We start from the raw sequence: 15,910 nt of genomic DNA, 5'->3' as shown, positions 1-15,910 counted from the left end.
ATCAACTCGTTTCGTCTTGGAATTACCCTTTGAGCCCAGAGGTCGCGATTCCTTCCACGAAGTACTTTTGACACACGATAAACACAATGAAACATGGCACCAACGACAACACCGACATGGCAAACATCGGACCCCAATCGGATTGAGAACTGGAATCAAGGAACAGACGCAGACCCAGCGGTACGGTGTATTTGCTCACATCACTCAAGTAGATCAACTGACTGAAGAAGTCGTCCCATGTCCACAAGAACGTAAAGATCATCGTGGTAACCAGCGCTGGAAAAGCAAGTGGAATGATGATTTTGGTGTATATTTTCACAGGACCGCATCCATCAATGGTTGCCGCCTCATCCAGCTCTTTGGGCAATCCCCGGAAGAACTGTACCATGAGGAAAATGAAGAAGGCGTCGGTCGCCAGCCATTTTGGCACCACAAGTGGCAGATACGTATTCACCCACTCCAGGTGGTTGAAGAGAATATACTGCGGGATCAGCGTCACATGATGTGGCAGCATGATCGTCATGAGCATCAGGCCGAAGCAGATGGCTTTGAAACGAAAATTTAGTCGGGCGAAGGCATATGCAGCCATTGAGCATGAGATGACATTGCCCAGCACGGCGCCAAGCGACAGGATGACAGAGTTGGTTAGAAAGCGGGAGAACGGATTGCCCTGAATACCCGACCAGCCATTCATATAATTTTGCCAATTCCATTCCTGTGGCCAAAACCAGGTCTCCGTAAAGATCATATGTCCCGGTTTGAATGAACTGCCCAGCATCCAGAGGATCGGGTAGAGCATGACAAAGGCGATGCCTGAGATCAACACATGTTTGCTGACGACCCATGCTGTAGAGTTCCGTTGTCCAATCATGATTTCCCACCATCCTCATAGTGCACCCACAGCTTGCTGCTGCGGAATACGAGCAATGTAAATACGCCAATCAGGATCACCAGCACCCAGGCCATCGCGGAAGCATAGCCCATCTGAAAGAATGAGAATCCTTTTTTGTACAGATACAGAGAGTACATTAAGGTTGAGTTCACTGGTCCTCCGCTACCATTACTGATAACAAAAGCCTGTGTGAATGATTGAAAAGACGTAATCAGCTGCATCACGAGATTGAAAAAGATAACGGGTGACAGAATCGGCAACGTTATATAGAAGAATCTCCGCAGAGGACCGGCACCATCTACCGCTGAGGCTTCATCATATTCAGGTGGAATCTGCTTCAAGCCAGCCAGGAAAATAATCATCGACGATCCGAACTGCCACACGGATAACAGCACGATGGAGTACAGGGCATACTTCGGATTGGCAACCCAATCGGGCGCTTTAATGCCTACCATGGCAAGAACACTATTGAGTAGCCCGTCCCCACCCAGCATTTTACGCCACAACATCGCAATCGCCACGCTACCTCCAAGCAATGTCGGGATGTAATACACTGTCCGATAAATACCTAATCCTCGAATCCCTTTGTTGAGCAACATCGCTACAAGCAGCGCGAAGATCAGTTTGACCGGTACGGATACAGCGACATACGTGAATGTGACTTTGAGCGACTGAGTGAACAGTTTATCCGATGTAAACATCGTCGTGTAGTTATCCAGACCGACCCAGGAAGGGGCGGCCAGGATACTGTAATCGGTGAACGAAATGTATAACGATACCAACATGGGACCCAAGGTGAGAAATAACAACCCGACAAGCCATGGGGCGAGGAACAGAAGAGCGGCTCCATTATGCGCATATCTCCGTTTGACCTGCCGGACAGCTACACGCTCGATTCGGGCTTGACTGACCTGTGATGTCGTCATCTTCGCAACCTCCCCGCAGAATTAGAAGTCTGAGACCGTTCCAACCGTTATTGACTTGATCCAAGTGTAGCCTTGGCTCCTTCAATAAACTGGGCAATGACATCTGGCGTATTGCCTTGACCGAAGGCGATCTGCTCGCTTGCGCTCTTGAAACTTGTGTCCACTTCAGCAAATCCTTGCGGGTATGGCGGGTCAATCTCGCTGGAGTTCTTCGATACAGTATCGATAAATTGGAAAATGGTTTGCTCCGCTTCCGGCAGCGTAGGCTGCATCTGTTCACGAATGCTGGAATTGACCGGTACCCCACGTTCAGAACCAAGAATAGCGGTTGCTTCTGGATCATTGACCATAAAATCAATGAACATGGCAACTTCCTTCGGATGTTTGGTTTTGCCATAACCGGAGAGGAACTGGCCTGGTTTCAGATATTCACCGATTTGCTTTTCACCTACACCATGCGGAAGCACTTGTATGCCAAGCTTATGATCCTGGTTTTTGTTCACCTGCTGGAATGTCAGCAATTGATTGGACCATGCAAAATCCATGGCAGCTGTACCCAGCGAGATCGGGCGTGTCTCCAGCGCATTGGTTGTGGATGCCGTTATCTCCGCTGTGGTCACTCCACCATTCTCGCGTAGTGCACTCCACATATCGAACCATTGTTGAAGCTCCTCGTTGGTAGCTGTCATTGTGCCACCATCAAACAATCCTTTCCCGGATTGCCGAATAAACACTTCAAACATGTTTGTTGTACCGGAAATGTCTGCCGATCCATAGAACCCCTCACCTTTGGCTGCGGCGATCTTGGTTGCCATATCCCCAAAGTCCTTCCATGTCCAGCTCTCTTGTGGTTCTTCAATACCTAATTCCTGAAATACGGTGGCGTCATAGATGACACCTGGTGCGTTAACTCCGAGGGTAATTGCATATAATTTATCGTCAATCGAACCGGCTGTAATCATGCTCTGATCATGATCCTCTGTCCGCAGCTCTTTGCTCTCTGCAAACGGGGTCAGGTCAAGCAAGGCCCCACGCCGGGCAAAGTCAGTCAGAAATGCGTAATCCATCTGGATGATATCTGGTGCATTCGAACCGGCTACCTGTGTAGTCAATTTGTCAAAATAACCATCCCAACCGGAGTATTCAGGTTTAATGGTGATTCCCGGATGCTTCTCTTCAAATAATTGAATGACTTTGGTCGTCAAATCATGTCTGGTCTGTGATCCCCACCAGGTCATGCGCAGTTCAATCTTGCCTGAAGAGTCTCCTTCACTTCCACTTGCTTCACCAGAAGAAGCTGGCTTATCGGAGGTCCCTCCCGAACAGGCTGTAGCGAACAATAACAGGGACAGGCAGAACAGGGTTACCCACTTTTTGGTGATCATCATAAATGAATTTCCTCCCCTTTTCACTTCCATGGAATCGCTTACAAAACCTATTGTATCGGTCCATTGCTGTACATGACATAAACAAAAGTAAGCTTTCCTGTCAAAAAAGTAAGGAGTTAAAGGAATCAAAAACCACCAGGAATACCATTCCCGGCGGTGATGTTCCCGTCTCAGATATGATTACGGGTATACAACCGTACTACATGAAGCAGAAGACAACTTGTTGTATAGGAACGATAGTATGAAAATCAGACCTCGGTGGTCTGTCAGGAATGTGAGACGGCAGGTGAAGACACCCTGTGCTCAGCCAGATGTTCCTTCATTTTGGCTACCTCAGTTCCTGCCAGCATCATAATGCCTATTCCGTGATTGTCATTGGTGACGGTACGCAAGTCCTGATCATAATACTCTGCCGTAAACGCATATCGTGATCCGCTACACACGCCATGCACATTCCCTTGACGATCAATTGCTTTGCAGATGAGTCCCTTCCAAGCCCGCTCGGCAGCTGTGACGTAAACTTCAGGGTCTTTGAACCAGCCAAAGCGTACACCTCTCGCAAAACCATAGGCAAACATCGCCGTGCAGGAGGCTTCTTCATATGTCTGCGGATTATTCAAAACCTGATGCCACAACCCACTCTCCCCTTGTAGTGCCGCGTACCCTTCACACAACTCATTGAAGAAATTAATTAGAGCCGGGCGCTCGGGATGCTCTGCTGGCAAAGCTTCCAGTACCTCCGTCAAGGAAAAGAGTGTCCAGCCATTCCCCCGTCCCCATGGAATCTGCGTTGCCTGTCCGTATTTGAAATCATACACATGGGACATGATCTTGAACTCAGGCATAAACAGATACTTCCGATACAGTGAAAATTGTCTGGCAGCTTCATCCAATGCGGCTGAGTTGCCTGTCACCCGTGCATAACGAACGAGATACGGCGTGCTCATATAGAGGTCATCTGCCCACATGGTATTCTCGGCATACTCCCCTACACATGTGCGATAAAACGCCCCATCCTCCTGCCGTTCCAGGCGTGAAAGCATGAAATCTGCAATCCGTTCAGCAATCGGAAGAAACGTTGGTTCATGACACTCTGAATACGCTTCCAGCATGGCTGAACCAAAAGAACCGCAGTTATCCAGCATTTTCAGCATGACCAGTTGTTGATTGACAGCCGGGAAACCATACTGCTCCCGATCCCATAATGAGTACTCATACATCTGGGTACATGCCTGCACATGCTCAGCCGCATAACGTGTAATGTCCGGTCTCTGCAAATAACGCCCAGTCCGTAATAGACCATATACAGTGACACCCAATGGATAATCCCAGCGACCATAATTAGTCACACTGCCCACGGTCCATTTGTTGCTTAACATGGCATTTTCATAATAAGGTCTGATCCAAGCATCCGGTCGATCTAAGCGCCAATACGTCTGTTCTAGCCCCGTTTGGTACACTCGGTCTGTTCGGGTTAGATCCGCCAAGTCCGGTTCAACCTCCGATTCAAAAGGTCCAACATATAACCAGGAATCTCCGGAAGCACCGTGCACACGCTGAGGAAGTTCAAGTAGAAGTGGCTTACCCGAAACGGTTGCGTTCAGATTAAAATGCCAAGGTCCCTCGGTAGCGTTGCATTCACTTCGGACAAGCAGATCACTCCGTCCAAAAGAGGCTGGTACATCCACCTCGAACGGACCCGCCTCTTTCACTTGCGCCACAGGCTTGCCGCTAATCCATATACTTAGAGAACCGGAGGATTGACCTGACAATCGTACCTGACTTCCGGTTGAATCGTTATTGTTCAGATGAGTCCAAGCATACACATGCCGCCCAGGAAGATTCCCGTATATTCGTTCGAGAGCTGGCTTGGTTTTATCTTTATCAGACCAGCCTGTCTCAGGCAGCCACTTCAAACTGTAATCTGCTTCTTTTCCAAGCAGGTCTGGTTGCTTACTCGCGGCCGGATTAGGTTGGGAGAACACCCAGCCCGCTTGCCCCTGTCTCTCTTGAAACGGTGCAAATACGTTCAGGATACGCACTTTACCTTCATCTGAACCAAACTGGCAGCCAAATCCGGCAGGGGTATTTTTCATTTCCAGCCATAAGGTGTTCCAACCGGGTTTGATGTCAATGCTGAGCTTCACCGTTGCATCAGGACTAATCTCATCCATCACGGTAGAGCGATAGACCATCTGCTCATTAAAATAGAAACGAACAGGTCCATAACAGCGGACCAACACATCCAGGTTTCGGTCCTCGTCCCCCCAAACCAGAGCAGCTGCGTAGGATATATGGTCTTTAGGTGCATCAGGAAAGCGTTTACCTAAATTCAGATCATAAAGGCCTTTTTCATTTTGCAAAATACCAGACTTCTGGAATACCCGATATACAAAATCAGCCTGCGCATTGGCCCCAATATATCTCTCAGCCAGCACCTTCAGCACCTGATCCTGATCTTCTCCAAATCGGTAATACATGCTCTGTGGTTCACTGAAATAAGTCGTCATCGATGGCACACATCCTTCTCCCGTTGAAATAAAATCTTATCCGAAATAAAACGTTTGCCTGGGCAGGCCAGATCCGTATTCTGCTATCACAGCTTCAGGAGATATAGCGCTTAACCTTCGTAAGAAACTCCCTTGTCCTAACGTTAATACCTTCTAGTTTACTCAGACACCAATTAATAATCCCAGTATAACTGACATGTTCTATGGTGGCTACAGATTTTTGATTACGCTTACAAAAAATCAGGAAATTCGGTTTTTCCTTCGCCAATTACACCTTTATTGGGACATTAATTTAAAAAAACGGAAAATGTTACCGATATAGAGACTATATAAGTTGAACTAATCATTTACACAGAAACGTAGAGGACAGAAAAAACCTGAAAAAGCGAAGCGTTCGCCTTTATCACCGGATTTTTCCCTTGAGAAAAGGAAATTAAAAAAATCTGGAGATAACAGCGATTGGAAGGTTATTCTGTCATCGAAGTGTACGTGTGAATATATCTTTAGTTCAACTTATAGAGATTGAAAAAATTCCACTTTTTGTATCGGGAAGGAAAGATGCACATTGAATACTCTTGAATCTCTGGTAAATGCTATGCCTTTTGTTAGCCAAATGTTCCGTGACGACATATCCATATCCATTAATGATCATGAGAAAGTATTGTATTTTTCCGAAGCAAAAAGTCTGGAGATTGGCGTGAAGGTTGGAGATGAGCTGCATGACGATTATAAAAATTTCAAAATGCTCACCAACAAGGATACACGTACCGTGGCACGTATGCCTGGTGATCTGCAGGGCAGACCTTTTGATGCCATTCTAATCCCTATTAAAGAGAACGATCAGGTCGTGGGTATATTGGGTGTGAACTACGCACTGGATAGTCACATGACACTGGAAACGCTGATCCGTGAAAATGAAACGACCATTAATGCGCTCGTCGGCGGCATTCAGCAGATTGCAGCACATTCCGAAGAACTCTCTGCAACCTCCGAAGAGATTCTGCGCAACTCCAAAAAAGCTTCAGAGAACTCCGTCAGTGTGTCTAAAGTAACAAACGTCATTCGTGAAGTATCGGAACAAACCAATCTGCTTGGACTCAACGCCATGATCGAGGCAGCTCGTGTGGGCGATCAGGGAGCCGGCTTCGGTGTAGTTGCCAGTGAAGTACGCAAGCTGTCGGATCACACGAAACAAGCAGCAGCTGATATCGAAACATCCCTCGGTAGTGTACAAGATTCCATGAAACATATGGAGCAGGAGATCGGTCAGATTACAACCGCAACAGTGGATCAGGCCAAGCTTGTTACCGAATTCATGGAAAGTATCGAACAGCTTAGTGAGACAAGCGCGAATCTGAAAAAGTTTGTACATCAGATGTTGGCGCTCGAATAATAATACAGTTCCACAACAGAAAGAACAAAAGATATGAAATGTACATAGCAAATGATTTAGAATGTGAAAAGCCTCCGGCGACTTCCCTTTGCAGGAAGTCAGCGGAGGCTTTGTTTCGTATTTGCAGTGATATCCTATTTATAGTCGAATGGCGGTTATATCTCTGCAGCGACGCCAAAATGGTCAGACACGACCGGTCCGTTTTTACCGTTCAAGACCACGGTAGAAGATTTAGCCTGAATCGGACGATTGGAGAAAATATAGTCGATCCGCAGATCGCGTTTGTTATCTGCCCAGCCGGCAATGGCCTTCACCACGGTTGCTCCTTCATCCTTTTGCAATGCTGTGGTGTACAGGTCATTCCATCCTTTGCTCATCATATAATCGTAACCTTCATCACGCACTTCCGCGACATTATTAAAATCACCCATTATATATAACGGCTGATCCATGTAGGGGGCAAGCTTGCTCTCCGTCAACTCCCACTGTCCCTTGAAAGGTTCCTGCGCATCATCCCACCAGTTATAATGTCCGTTCACAAACCAGGTTGCTTCACCTTGGACGACCGTCTGGATTCCCACAATCTTGCGTGTACGATAGTTGTTATAATCCCGCATGTGGGACACGTATTCCCCAAAAGCCTGCTTAATCGGCGTCCGGCTAAGGATCGCCAGTCCTTCATCGTATTTTTGGAACCCGACATGCGCGGGAATCCACGTCCAGTGATATTGCTCTGTCAGCTGCTGAAGCAGGACGTAGGCATAGTTGTCTTTTTTAATCACAGCATCCGATTCAGTAGGATAATACATCTTCAGTTCTGCTGCAGAAAGCGCCGCTTCCTGCATGGACTGGTTAACCTCTTGCATGGAGATGACATCAAATTGATGTGTATTAATAAAATTAGCCAACTGACTGATCTTGTTTAGTTGATCTTCTTCCGCCCAGGCGTGTGTGTTTAACGTCAGTATTTTCATATGCTCTCTCCCGTTGTGTGTAATATGGCCGTTTCCCCGGCCTGCATCGTTCCTGATAGGAATACATACCATAAGCATACACAATATGGTGCAATCATGCATTCCGTCCGCCAGCAGAACCGAGGTGTTCATCCTGATTCCAGTTGGTCTAAAATAACTTCAAATTCTTCATAACCCATGCACGGATTGGCTCATAACTGATATGATGGATACAACAAATTTACAACATCACGTCATAGACGTGGTGATTACTGAACCTATGTTTACCCCAGGAGATGGAATGATGAACATACCGAATAACATGAGGATGGATGATGCGCAGTGGCAACAGTTGATCAGGCAGGTTGCAGAGCATTTTAATAACCTGACGATCATGCGCGGATTCCAATATTATAAACAGAAACGTGTCGGACCATTAACCTATTCCGAACAACAAGGGATCTCGGCCGTTGTACAAGGATCGGAAGAGTACGAGGTCACACTAAGCATGCAATCCCTGACTACAAGTCATTGTACCTGCCCGGTGAGTTCCGTATGCAAACATATGACGGCTGTATTAATGAGTTATGCCGAGCAACTGGAGCGACCTGTGCATGCGATTGTGAATGCGCACTCCAGTACTGCGCTCAAACAAACGACCAAACCCGTCGGGGCCATGTCCGCAGGACTATCCAGCTATGCAGATGCCGATGAACAGCAGGATATGGATATTCCGGACAACCAATACAGCCAGATCAAGGAGCGTGCAACAGAGCTTGCCGATCTCGAAATCTCGGAATGGCATGAGTTATTCCACTCCTGTCTGAGACGACTGGGTACCGGCACCGCAAGCACATCCTATGTGCAAGAAGCAACGGACGAGCTGTATGCCATTAAGCCAAGGCTGACCGCTGCGATGGACCAACTTTTTGAACTACATGTGCAGCTGCATCTCATCCGATTCTGCGTGCCGCCGGCTCGTAACTCCATCACGCATACCCCGGTGTACTTGAGCTACCCTGCCCAGCTCGCGGTGGATGCACTTCTGAAAGACATTGAACGGATCTTTAACCATCTGCTAGACCTGACCGTTCTAAAGGGAAACAAGCTTGAACAACTTTGGAACAGACTGTCTGAAACCTCGGCTTATTTACGTAAACAGATGATGCCTGAGACAGCCAGCATGATGTTCTTCACTCCGATCTATCGACAACTGTGGTTGAACTGGATCGTACCTGAGCTTCAAGGGTCGCGGGACATGTTAGCGTCGGAACAGGCTATCTTAAATGATATAGAGCGCGGTATAATCGCCGCTTCTGCGGCTTCTCAGTCAGGTGGAAGTGTCTTGAGTAGCGCTCAAAGTAATGGAAGTAGTAGTGATAGATCAGGCAAAGCGGTAACACTGCCCCTGCCGCTAGTACTCGCGCAGAGCTGGATGCACTTCCATCTGGGGCAGGATGATCAGGCGTGGCAACGACTCGTCCATGGAAGCTCAGCCTATGGCATCCCGCCAGAACATCTGCTGCGTTTTCTCCATGTACTCACAGATTTGGCTGAATGGAAGCGGCTTGGGGATTGGTTGGTACAACTTGGTCCCCTGCTGGCGAATCGGCGTAACACACCTTTGAATGATTACATGCATCTGTGGGACACGGCCATTCAGCATCTGCCGGATACAGAGAACCGCATGTGGGACACGCTTGTCAGTATGCTTCCCCACTCCCGCCCCGCCTACGAGGATGCCATGCATTCGCGTGGACAATGGCGCAGGTGGATTGATTTTCAGCTGAGTACGGGAACGGAACCTCTCGAATTCCGCGTAGCCATGCTGCAACCAATTGAAAAAGATGCACCTGAACTGCTGCTCCCCTTCTATCACCAGGCGGTGGAGCGTTATATCGGACACAAGAACAGGGATGGATACAAAGCGGCGGTGAAGCTGCTGAAACGTCTGTCCAAAATCTATAAAAAGTTGAAGCAAGAAGAGCACTGGGAGCAATTCATCACCACACTTGCCGTTCGTAACAGTCGGCTGCGCGCCCTGCAGGAAGAGCTTCGGAAAGGTAAACTGATCTCATGAGCTTAATTCATCCTTACACTGAAACGATTGAGGTTCACCTCGCTTTAACCGGATATGGCGATGCTTTGTTTTACGGAGCACTCAACACACACCACTTTGTATCGGGACAGTCGCTTAAGCAGCGATTGTTCGCCTGGCATGTGCCTTCCTTCTACGGTACCGAACTGGAAGTTCGGCAGATCGAGGAGATTGAGCTGGTTGTTCTGCCTGCGGAAGAAGTGATTCCCTTTTTTGCTGAGATGCATACCCTACTTCATATTGAATGGAAGTGGGACGAGCAAGCGGAACATCTGATTCGACTAGCTCCAGCACTGGCATCCTCCATAGAGAAACGAAAATACGTACCTAGCTTCGAGGCATACCGTGCAGGACAGCTTCAGTGGACCTGGGACCCGGATAGCTTGAAAAAGCAGGAGCGGGCATCGCTTACCAAAGCGATTCAGCAAACGGACGAGAGTTATGCCGAAGGACTTGGGGCGGCCTATTCCGCCTTTGTATTCCAGCGCTGGTACAGTTCGGAAGAAGCTGCAACGGATCTTCGGCGTGAATTCCCGCAGTTGTTCCCAGAGCGCGGCACTCTACCCAAGACAGCCGGGATGGATGCTCAGTCCTGGCTCGTATCCATTGGCTGGAAAGCAGATGCCGCACCATTCAGACCCATGCTGCAATTGCAGGAGCCGGACGAGGATGAGCCATCTTGGCGGCTGCGATTGGTGTTGCAGAACAAGCTGGATGCCGCTGTATTGGTGCCCGTCATGCTGGATTCACGGGGCAGACTTGAAGGGGAATGGCCAGAGGTATGGACACCGTTCATTCTGGATCGCTCCGCCGGATGGCTGGATCAGCTGCGTGCACATCTGCCGCGTCTTGGAAGCTCCATTAGTGGTAGGCGGGATGTGCTGAGTGATCCTTTGGGAGATCAGGAAGCCTGGCAGTTCCTGACGCAGGATAGCGGCAGGTTGCTCGCAGCGGGCTGGCAAGTTCTGCTGCCTGGTTGGTGGGAAGCAGCCCGTAAGAAGAAACCAAAGCTGCGTGCTAAGGTGCAGCCGGAGGAAGGCAGTGAACGGGGGCAGTCCTTCTTTGGACTGGACTCGATTATTCATTTTGACTGGCGAATTGCGATTGGTGACACCGATCTCAGCGAAGATGAGTTCGCCGACCTTGTTGCCCGTAATGAACGACTGGTTCGCTTCCGTGGAGAATGGGTTCCTCTCGACCCCGACCTGCTGGAACAGATACGTCGTGCCATGGGCGGTGTAGATCGGGAACAAGGACTCTCATTCCAGGATATTCTGCACCTGCATCTGCTGCACAATGAGCAACGGGAATATCGCAACCAGAAATGGAAGGAAGGACAACAAACCGAGGAAGAGCAGCAACCACAGGATGATCAGAACATTCGGCTGGAAGTAGAACTGAATGAGCACCTGAACCGGGTTATTGCACAACTCGGTGGCGGACAAGGCGGCGCACCTTCCCTGCCCATTCCGACAGGGCTTCATGCCGAGCTGCGATCGTATCAGAAGGAAGGTTTTGCATGGCTTGGTTTCCTGCGCAGATTCGGACTTGGGGCATGTCTTGCCGATGATATGGGTCTCGGGAAAACCATTCAGTTTATCACGTATCTGTTACACATCAAGGATCATGAACCACGTAAGCCGGGACAAGCCCCGGTACTTCTGATCTGCCCAACTTCCGTACTGGGCAACTGGCAAAAGGAAATTAGCCGCTTCGCACCCTCCATTCATGTCAGTCTGCATTATGGCGCACGCCGATTAAGTGGAGAAGAATTCCGGGAGCAGACCGAGCAGCTGGATATTATTATCACGTCCTTTGCTACGGCTACACTGGATCAAGAGATGTTACAAACCTACACCTGGGCATGCATCTGTCTCGATGAAGCGCAGAATATCAAAAACGCCCAGACCAAACAGTCCTTAGCGGTCCGCAGTTTCCCGGCGAAACACCGCATTGCCATGACAGGTACGCCGATCGAGAATCGTTTGTCTGAGCTGTGGTCGATCTATGACTTTATCAATCCAGGATATCTGGGCAACGCCCGGGCATTCCAGACTCGCTTCATCAGTGCCATTGAAAAAGATAAAGATGAGCAGCGCATGCAGGATCTACAGCAATTGGTGAAACCATTCATGTTGCGCCGCAAGAAAAAAGATCCCAATATCCAGCTTGATCTGCCGGACAAAAACGAGATGAAGACTTACATTCACCTTACGGGCGAACAAAGTGCATTGTATGACCAGTCCGTACAGGCCCTGATGGATAAAATGAAAGAGCTGGAAGGCATCAAGCGCAAAGGTGCCATTCTATCGGCGTTAACCCAGCTCAAGCAGCTGTGTGACCACCCTCTGCTGTTGACCAAAGAGGCTTTGCCTGAGGAACTGCCTGAAGACGGCGCATTAACATCTGCTTATGACGTGTACAGTCCGCAAGATATGGCGATGCTGATTAGTCGCTCTGCAAAACTGGAACGACTGATGGAACTTGTCCGGGAATTGCGGGACGAAGGCGAGCGATGCCTTATTTTCACCCAATACATCGGTATGGGACAGATGCTGCAACAGGTACTGCGTCAGGAGTTGCAGGAGCCTGTGCTGTATCTGCACGGGGGTACCTCCAAAACGGCACGGGATCGTATGATTGAGGAATTCCAATCCCGTACATTGCCTGAGGATAAGCAACCGTCCGTCTTCATTCTGTCCATCAAGGCAGGCGGTGTGGGATTGAATCTAACCGCAGCCAACCATGTGTTCCATTTTGACCGCTGGTGGAACCCTGCTGTTGAGAATCAAGCCACCGACAGAGCTTATCGGATGGGTCAGACCAAAGATGTTCAGGTGCATAAGTTCATCTCTCTTGGCACATTAGAGGAGCGGATCGACGAGATGTTGGAGAGCAAACAGCAGCTCAGCGATAACATCATCACAAGCTCTGAGAACTGGATTACCGAATTGTCCACGGATGAGTTGCAGGATCTGTTCACTCGGCGTCGTGACTGGTCGGGCTAACTTGAATTGAAGATTTACAGTACAGGCTAAAAATCAGATTTCAGAGAAATCAAATAAAATAAATAAGAAACACAAAAAGAGCGAAGTTTCGGAATTAAAATTCCGGCTCCGCTCTTTTTTGTCTTGTTGCAGTTAATCATCCGTTCTTAACGCATGTTACCAATGATAGATGATCTTGAATCCTGCATTTTTTTGATAAAGTTTGTCATAACATCAAATGCTTCATTACGCTTGTTGGACATGGACTGCAGACGAAGCATGTCCATCTGTTGGGAGTTGCTCGCTGCGTCAATTTGGCCTTTCAGCTTTTGAACAGCTGCTTCATCCCCGTTTTGCTGGGCTATCTGCAATTGAGCGTTCAAATCCGCGATCTGTTGATTACGGTTCTGTACTTCCTGGATTTGCGTTTGCAATTGTGCATCCAGTAATTTGGTACGTTCTTGTTGGACCATCATCAATGCTGTTTCGATATCCATACTGCTAAAGTTGATAGGTGTTACGCCAGAGATGTTGGAGACGGAAACTGTGCTCGCTGAAGCTGAAGAGACGATAGATACTGCAGCGACAGCAGCAACTACGGATGAAGCGAAAAATTTACCTGAACGTTTCATGACTGTTCCTCCGAGTCCATATGTAATATGTACCAGTTTTTGTTGGTATCTTCCGTCATTCTAAATCAAAAGTACTAGTTGTTCAATCAAATTAACTTCAAATTCGAATTAATTTCGAGATCCCTTACACACGCCTACCTCCGCTTACAATATGAGTAAAATAAACAGGGCATTATAAGTAAAAGTGCATTCTTACGGGCATATTTACTACGACTAGATTGTTCTTTACTCCTAAGCTTGAAAGTCACATTAGAGATCTACGATACGTTCATGATTTTACTTTAAAAAATAGTTATGTTATATTTAATAATAGATTTTACACAATTTAATTTTGTGATATTTAATATAAATTAATGTTATACACTTTACGGGAGGTTTTTTATATGAAAAAAATATTGGTTGTTCTAACAAACGTGGATAAATACGCAACGAAGGACGAGCCTACTGGCTTATGGCTGAGCGAAGCAACTCACTTTATTGAAGAGTTTGACCATAATGACAATGTTCAGATCGATCTGGTTAGCCCTAAAGGTGGTAACGTGCCTCTTGATCCGAAAAGCCTGGGCGACTCCCTCGATGAGAGCACCAAAGCCTATTTCGAGAACGAAGCGTTCATGAACCAATTGAAAAATACGCTGAAACCTAGCGAAGTAAACGCGAGTGACTACGATGCGATCTACTTCACAGGCGGTCACGGTACGATGTGGGATTTCCCGGACAATGCCGAACTTCAAGAGCTTTCTCGTGAAATCTATGAAAAAGGCGGCGTTGTATCCGGCGTGTGCCACGGGGTTACAGCCCTGTTGAATGTGAAGCTGTCCAATGGCCTGCTTTTGATCAACGACAAAACCGTTTCCGGCTTCACGAATGAAGAGGAAGCATTGGCTCAACAAACCGAGTATGTTCCATTCCTGTTGGAAGATGCTTTGAGAGAACGTGCTGCACAATACGATAAAGCGGCTGACTTCAGCTCTTATGTCACAACAGATGGCCGCGTGGTCACAGGACAGAATCCGCAATCCAGCAAAGCTGTAGCCGAAAGTGTTAAACAATTGCTGGGTCTGTAAAATAAACCGATCTATCCCCTCCTCCCCCAGGAGATCATATAGATGTATAAAGCAAAACAGCACGTGATCCGTCATGACCTGACAGAACACATGCTGTTTTTTCTAGTGATTTGTTGATGCAGAAGCTTCCGTCGTTGTTCCTCCAGCCAGACGTTTCACGATATAAGGCACGGTCACCGACGTCAGGATCACGGCAAACGCAATCTGAGCGATAGCTGTGTCCACATATGGCGCATACGCCGGATTGAACCCGGCAGCCATCGAAGGCACCACCATGGATAATCCAGCTACCGAACATGTCGCAGCCGCTGCGTAACCGGGCCTCCTTAGTATCGCGCGATCGATTCCAATGAGCGGTAGCATGCAGATCAGTAAAAATAATACCGTGACCAACAAACCGGACAAACTGGACTGGAATGCAATACGCAGATCAATATTGGACCCAAAGCTGGTACCTAGAAAAGGTAGCAAAATCAGTGTTCCCGGAGCGAACATCTTCTGTATGTTTCTGTCCAGGTTACCAAGCAGTATCCCTATCAAGAAAGGTACTAGCGTAGCAAGTACACTAAGATAATCGATACCGACGCCACTTGCCGAATTCAATATCATGACCGGAATAACCGGTACGGCGATCAGATTCAGAATGCCAAACGCAGCACGATCCACATCATCTCCGTACGTGTTCATCAAGGCCAGATATAATCCCGGATTACAACTGGTTAGAACGGCAATGAAGGCTACCGCAGAAACTCCCCCGACCCCACTAATGCCAAAAAAGTGTACAAACGCCCAGCCGAACAGACAGCTGATGAGGATACGTGAAATACAGAGCACCCCTGCTCTCTTCAAGGTCACCAGAAGCTGTGACAAGTTAAGCTGTGTTCCTGATATCAGTAAAATCATACCGATCAGCACCATGGTACCTTTCGATGTGAACAGTGCTGTCGTTGGATCTCCGATCTGAAAAAACGATGGAAACACCGTGTTGATGACCGCAGCGGCCAGCATAGGAACAATCAGCAAGCCGCCGGGTATTTTTTTGACACGACCCAGTATGTTCATGG

The 15,910-nt window shown here is 48.0% G+C and carries 11 protein-coding genes; 4 read left to right on the top strand and 7 right to left on the bottom strand.

Going from position 1 to position 15,910, the window contains the following annotated elements; genetic code table 11:
* Positions 1-22 precede the first annotated feature (22 nt).
* From MKY87_RS17230 to MKY87_RS17215, 4 genes are all read right to left on the bottom strand, one after another.
* Positions 23-871: a carbohydrate ABC transporter permease gene (locus MKY87_RS17230; RefSeq protein WP_036616400.1), complete on the bottom strand. Its 849-nt coding sequence runs from the start codon at positions 869-871 to the stop codon at positions 23-25.
* A complete protein-coding gene (locus tag MKY87_RS17225) occupies positions 868-1,818 on the bottom strand; it encodes a carbohydrate ABC transporter permease (RefSeq protein WP_340015285.1) in 951 nt (316 codons plus the stop codon). Before MKY87_RS17225 ends, MKY87_RS17230 begins: the two co-directional genes overlap by 4 nt.
* A 47-nt stretch (positions 1,819-1,865) precedes the next feature.
* Positions 1,866-3,206: an ABC transporter substrate-binding protein gene (locus MKY87_RS17220; protein ID WP_340965517.1), complete on the bottom strand. Its 1,341-nt coding sequence runs from the start codon at positions 3,204-3,206 to the stop codon at positions 1,866-1,868.
* 266 nt (positions 3,207-3,472) lie between these two features.
* Entirely contained in the window at positions 3,473-5,716 is a 2,244-nt protein-coding gene (locus MKY87_RS17215) for a glycoside hydrolase family 88/105 protein (protein ID WP_340965516.1), read from the bottom strand.
* 565 nt (positions 5,717-6,281) lie between these two features.
* On the opposite strand from MKY87_RS17215, the gene MKY87_RS17210 reads away from it, so the two are divergent.
* Complete coding sequence (locus MKY87_RS17210) at positions 6,282-7,109, top strand: methyl-accepting chemotaxis protein (protein ID WP_249913659.1); 828 nt, start codon at positions 6,282-6,284, stop codon at positions 7,107-7,109.
* A gap of 155 nt (positions 7,110-7,264) precedes the next feature.
* Here MKY87_RS17210 and MKY87_RS17205 read toward each other — a convergent pair whose 3' ends face one another.
* Positions 7,265-8,083, bottom strand: coding sequence for an endonuclease/exonuclease/phosphatase family protein (locus MKY87_RS17205; RefSeq protein WP_340965515.1), 819 nt, complete (start codon positions 8,081-8,083; stop codon positions 7,265-7,267).
* A gap of 301 nt (positions 8,084-8,384) precedes the next feature.
* Between MKY87_RS17205 and MKY87_RS17200 the strand changes: the two genes are divergently transcribed.
* Complete coding sequence (locus tag MKY87_RS17200) at positions 8,385-10,142, top strand: SWIM zinc finger family protein (RefSeq protein ID WP_340965513.1); 1,758 nt, start codon at positions 8,385-8,387, stop codon at positions 10,140-10,142.
* A 5-nt stretch (positions 10,143-10,147) separates the two neighbouring features.
* Complete coding sequence (locus MKY87_RS17195; RefSeq protein ID WP_340967472.1) at positions 10,148-13,168, top strand: DEAD/DEAH box helicase; 3,021 nt, start codon at positions 10,148-10,150, stop codon at positions 13,166-13,168.
* Between the two features lie 146 nt (positions 13,169-13,314).
* Here MKY87_RS17195 and MKY87_RS17190 read toward each other — a convergent pair whose 3' ends face one another.
* Complete coding sequence (locus tag MKY87_RS17190; RefSeq protein WP_091038735.1) at positions 13,315-13,779, bottom strand: hypothetical protein; 465 nt, start codon at positions 13,777-13,779, stop codon at positions 13,315-13,317.
* A 383-nt stretch (positions 13,780-14,162) separates the two neighbouring features.
* Between MKY87_RS17190 and MKY87_RS17185 the strand changes: the two genes are divergently transcribed.
* Positions 14,163-14,846, top strand: coding sequence for a type 1 glutamine amidotransferase domain-containing protein (locus MKY87_RS17185; protein WP_340965511.1), 684 nt, complete (start codon positions 14,163-14,165; stop codon positions 14,844-14,846).
* Between the two features lie 102 nt (positions 14,847-14,948).
* Here the strand turns inward: MKY87_RS17185 and MKY87_RS17180 are convergent, their stop codons facing one another.
* On the bottom strand, positions 14,949-15,908 hold the full coding sequence (locus MKY87_RS17180) for a 2-keto-3-deoxygluconate permease (RefSeq protein ID WP_340965509.1): 960 nt from the start codon (positions 15,906-15,908) through the stop codon (positions 14,949-14,951).
* Between the last annotated feature and the right edge of the window lie 2 nt (positions 15,909-15,910).

Source organism: Paenibacillus sp. FSL R7-0198 (assembly GCF_038000415.1).
GTDB lineage: Bacteria > Bacillota > Bacilli > Paenibacillales > Paenibacillaceae > Paenibacillus.
This window is presented reverse-complemented; position numbering and strand designations above follow the sequence as displayed.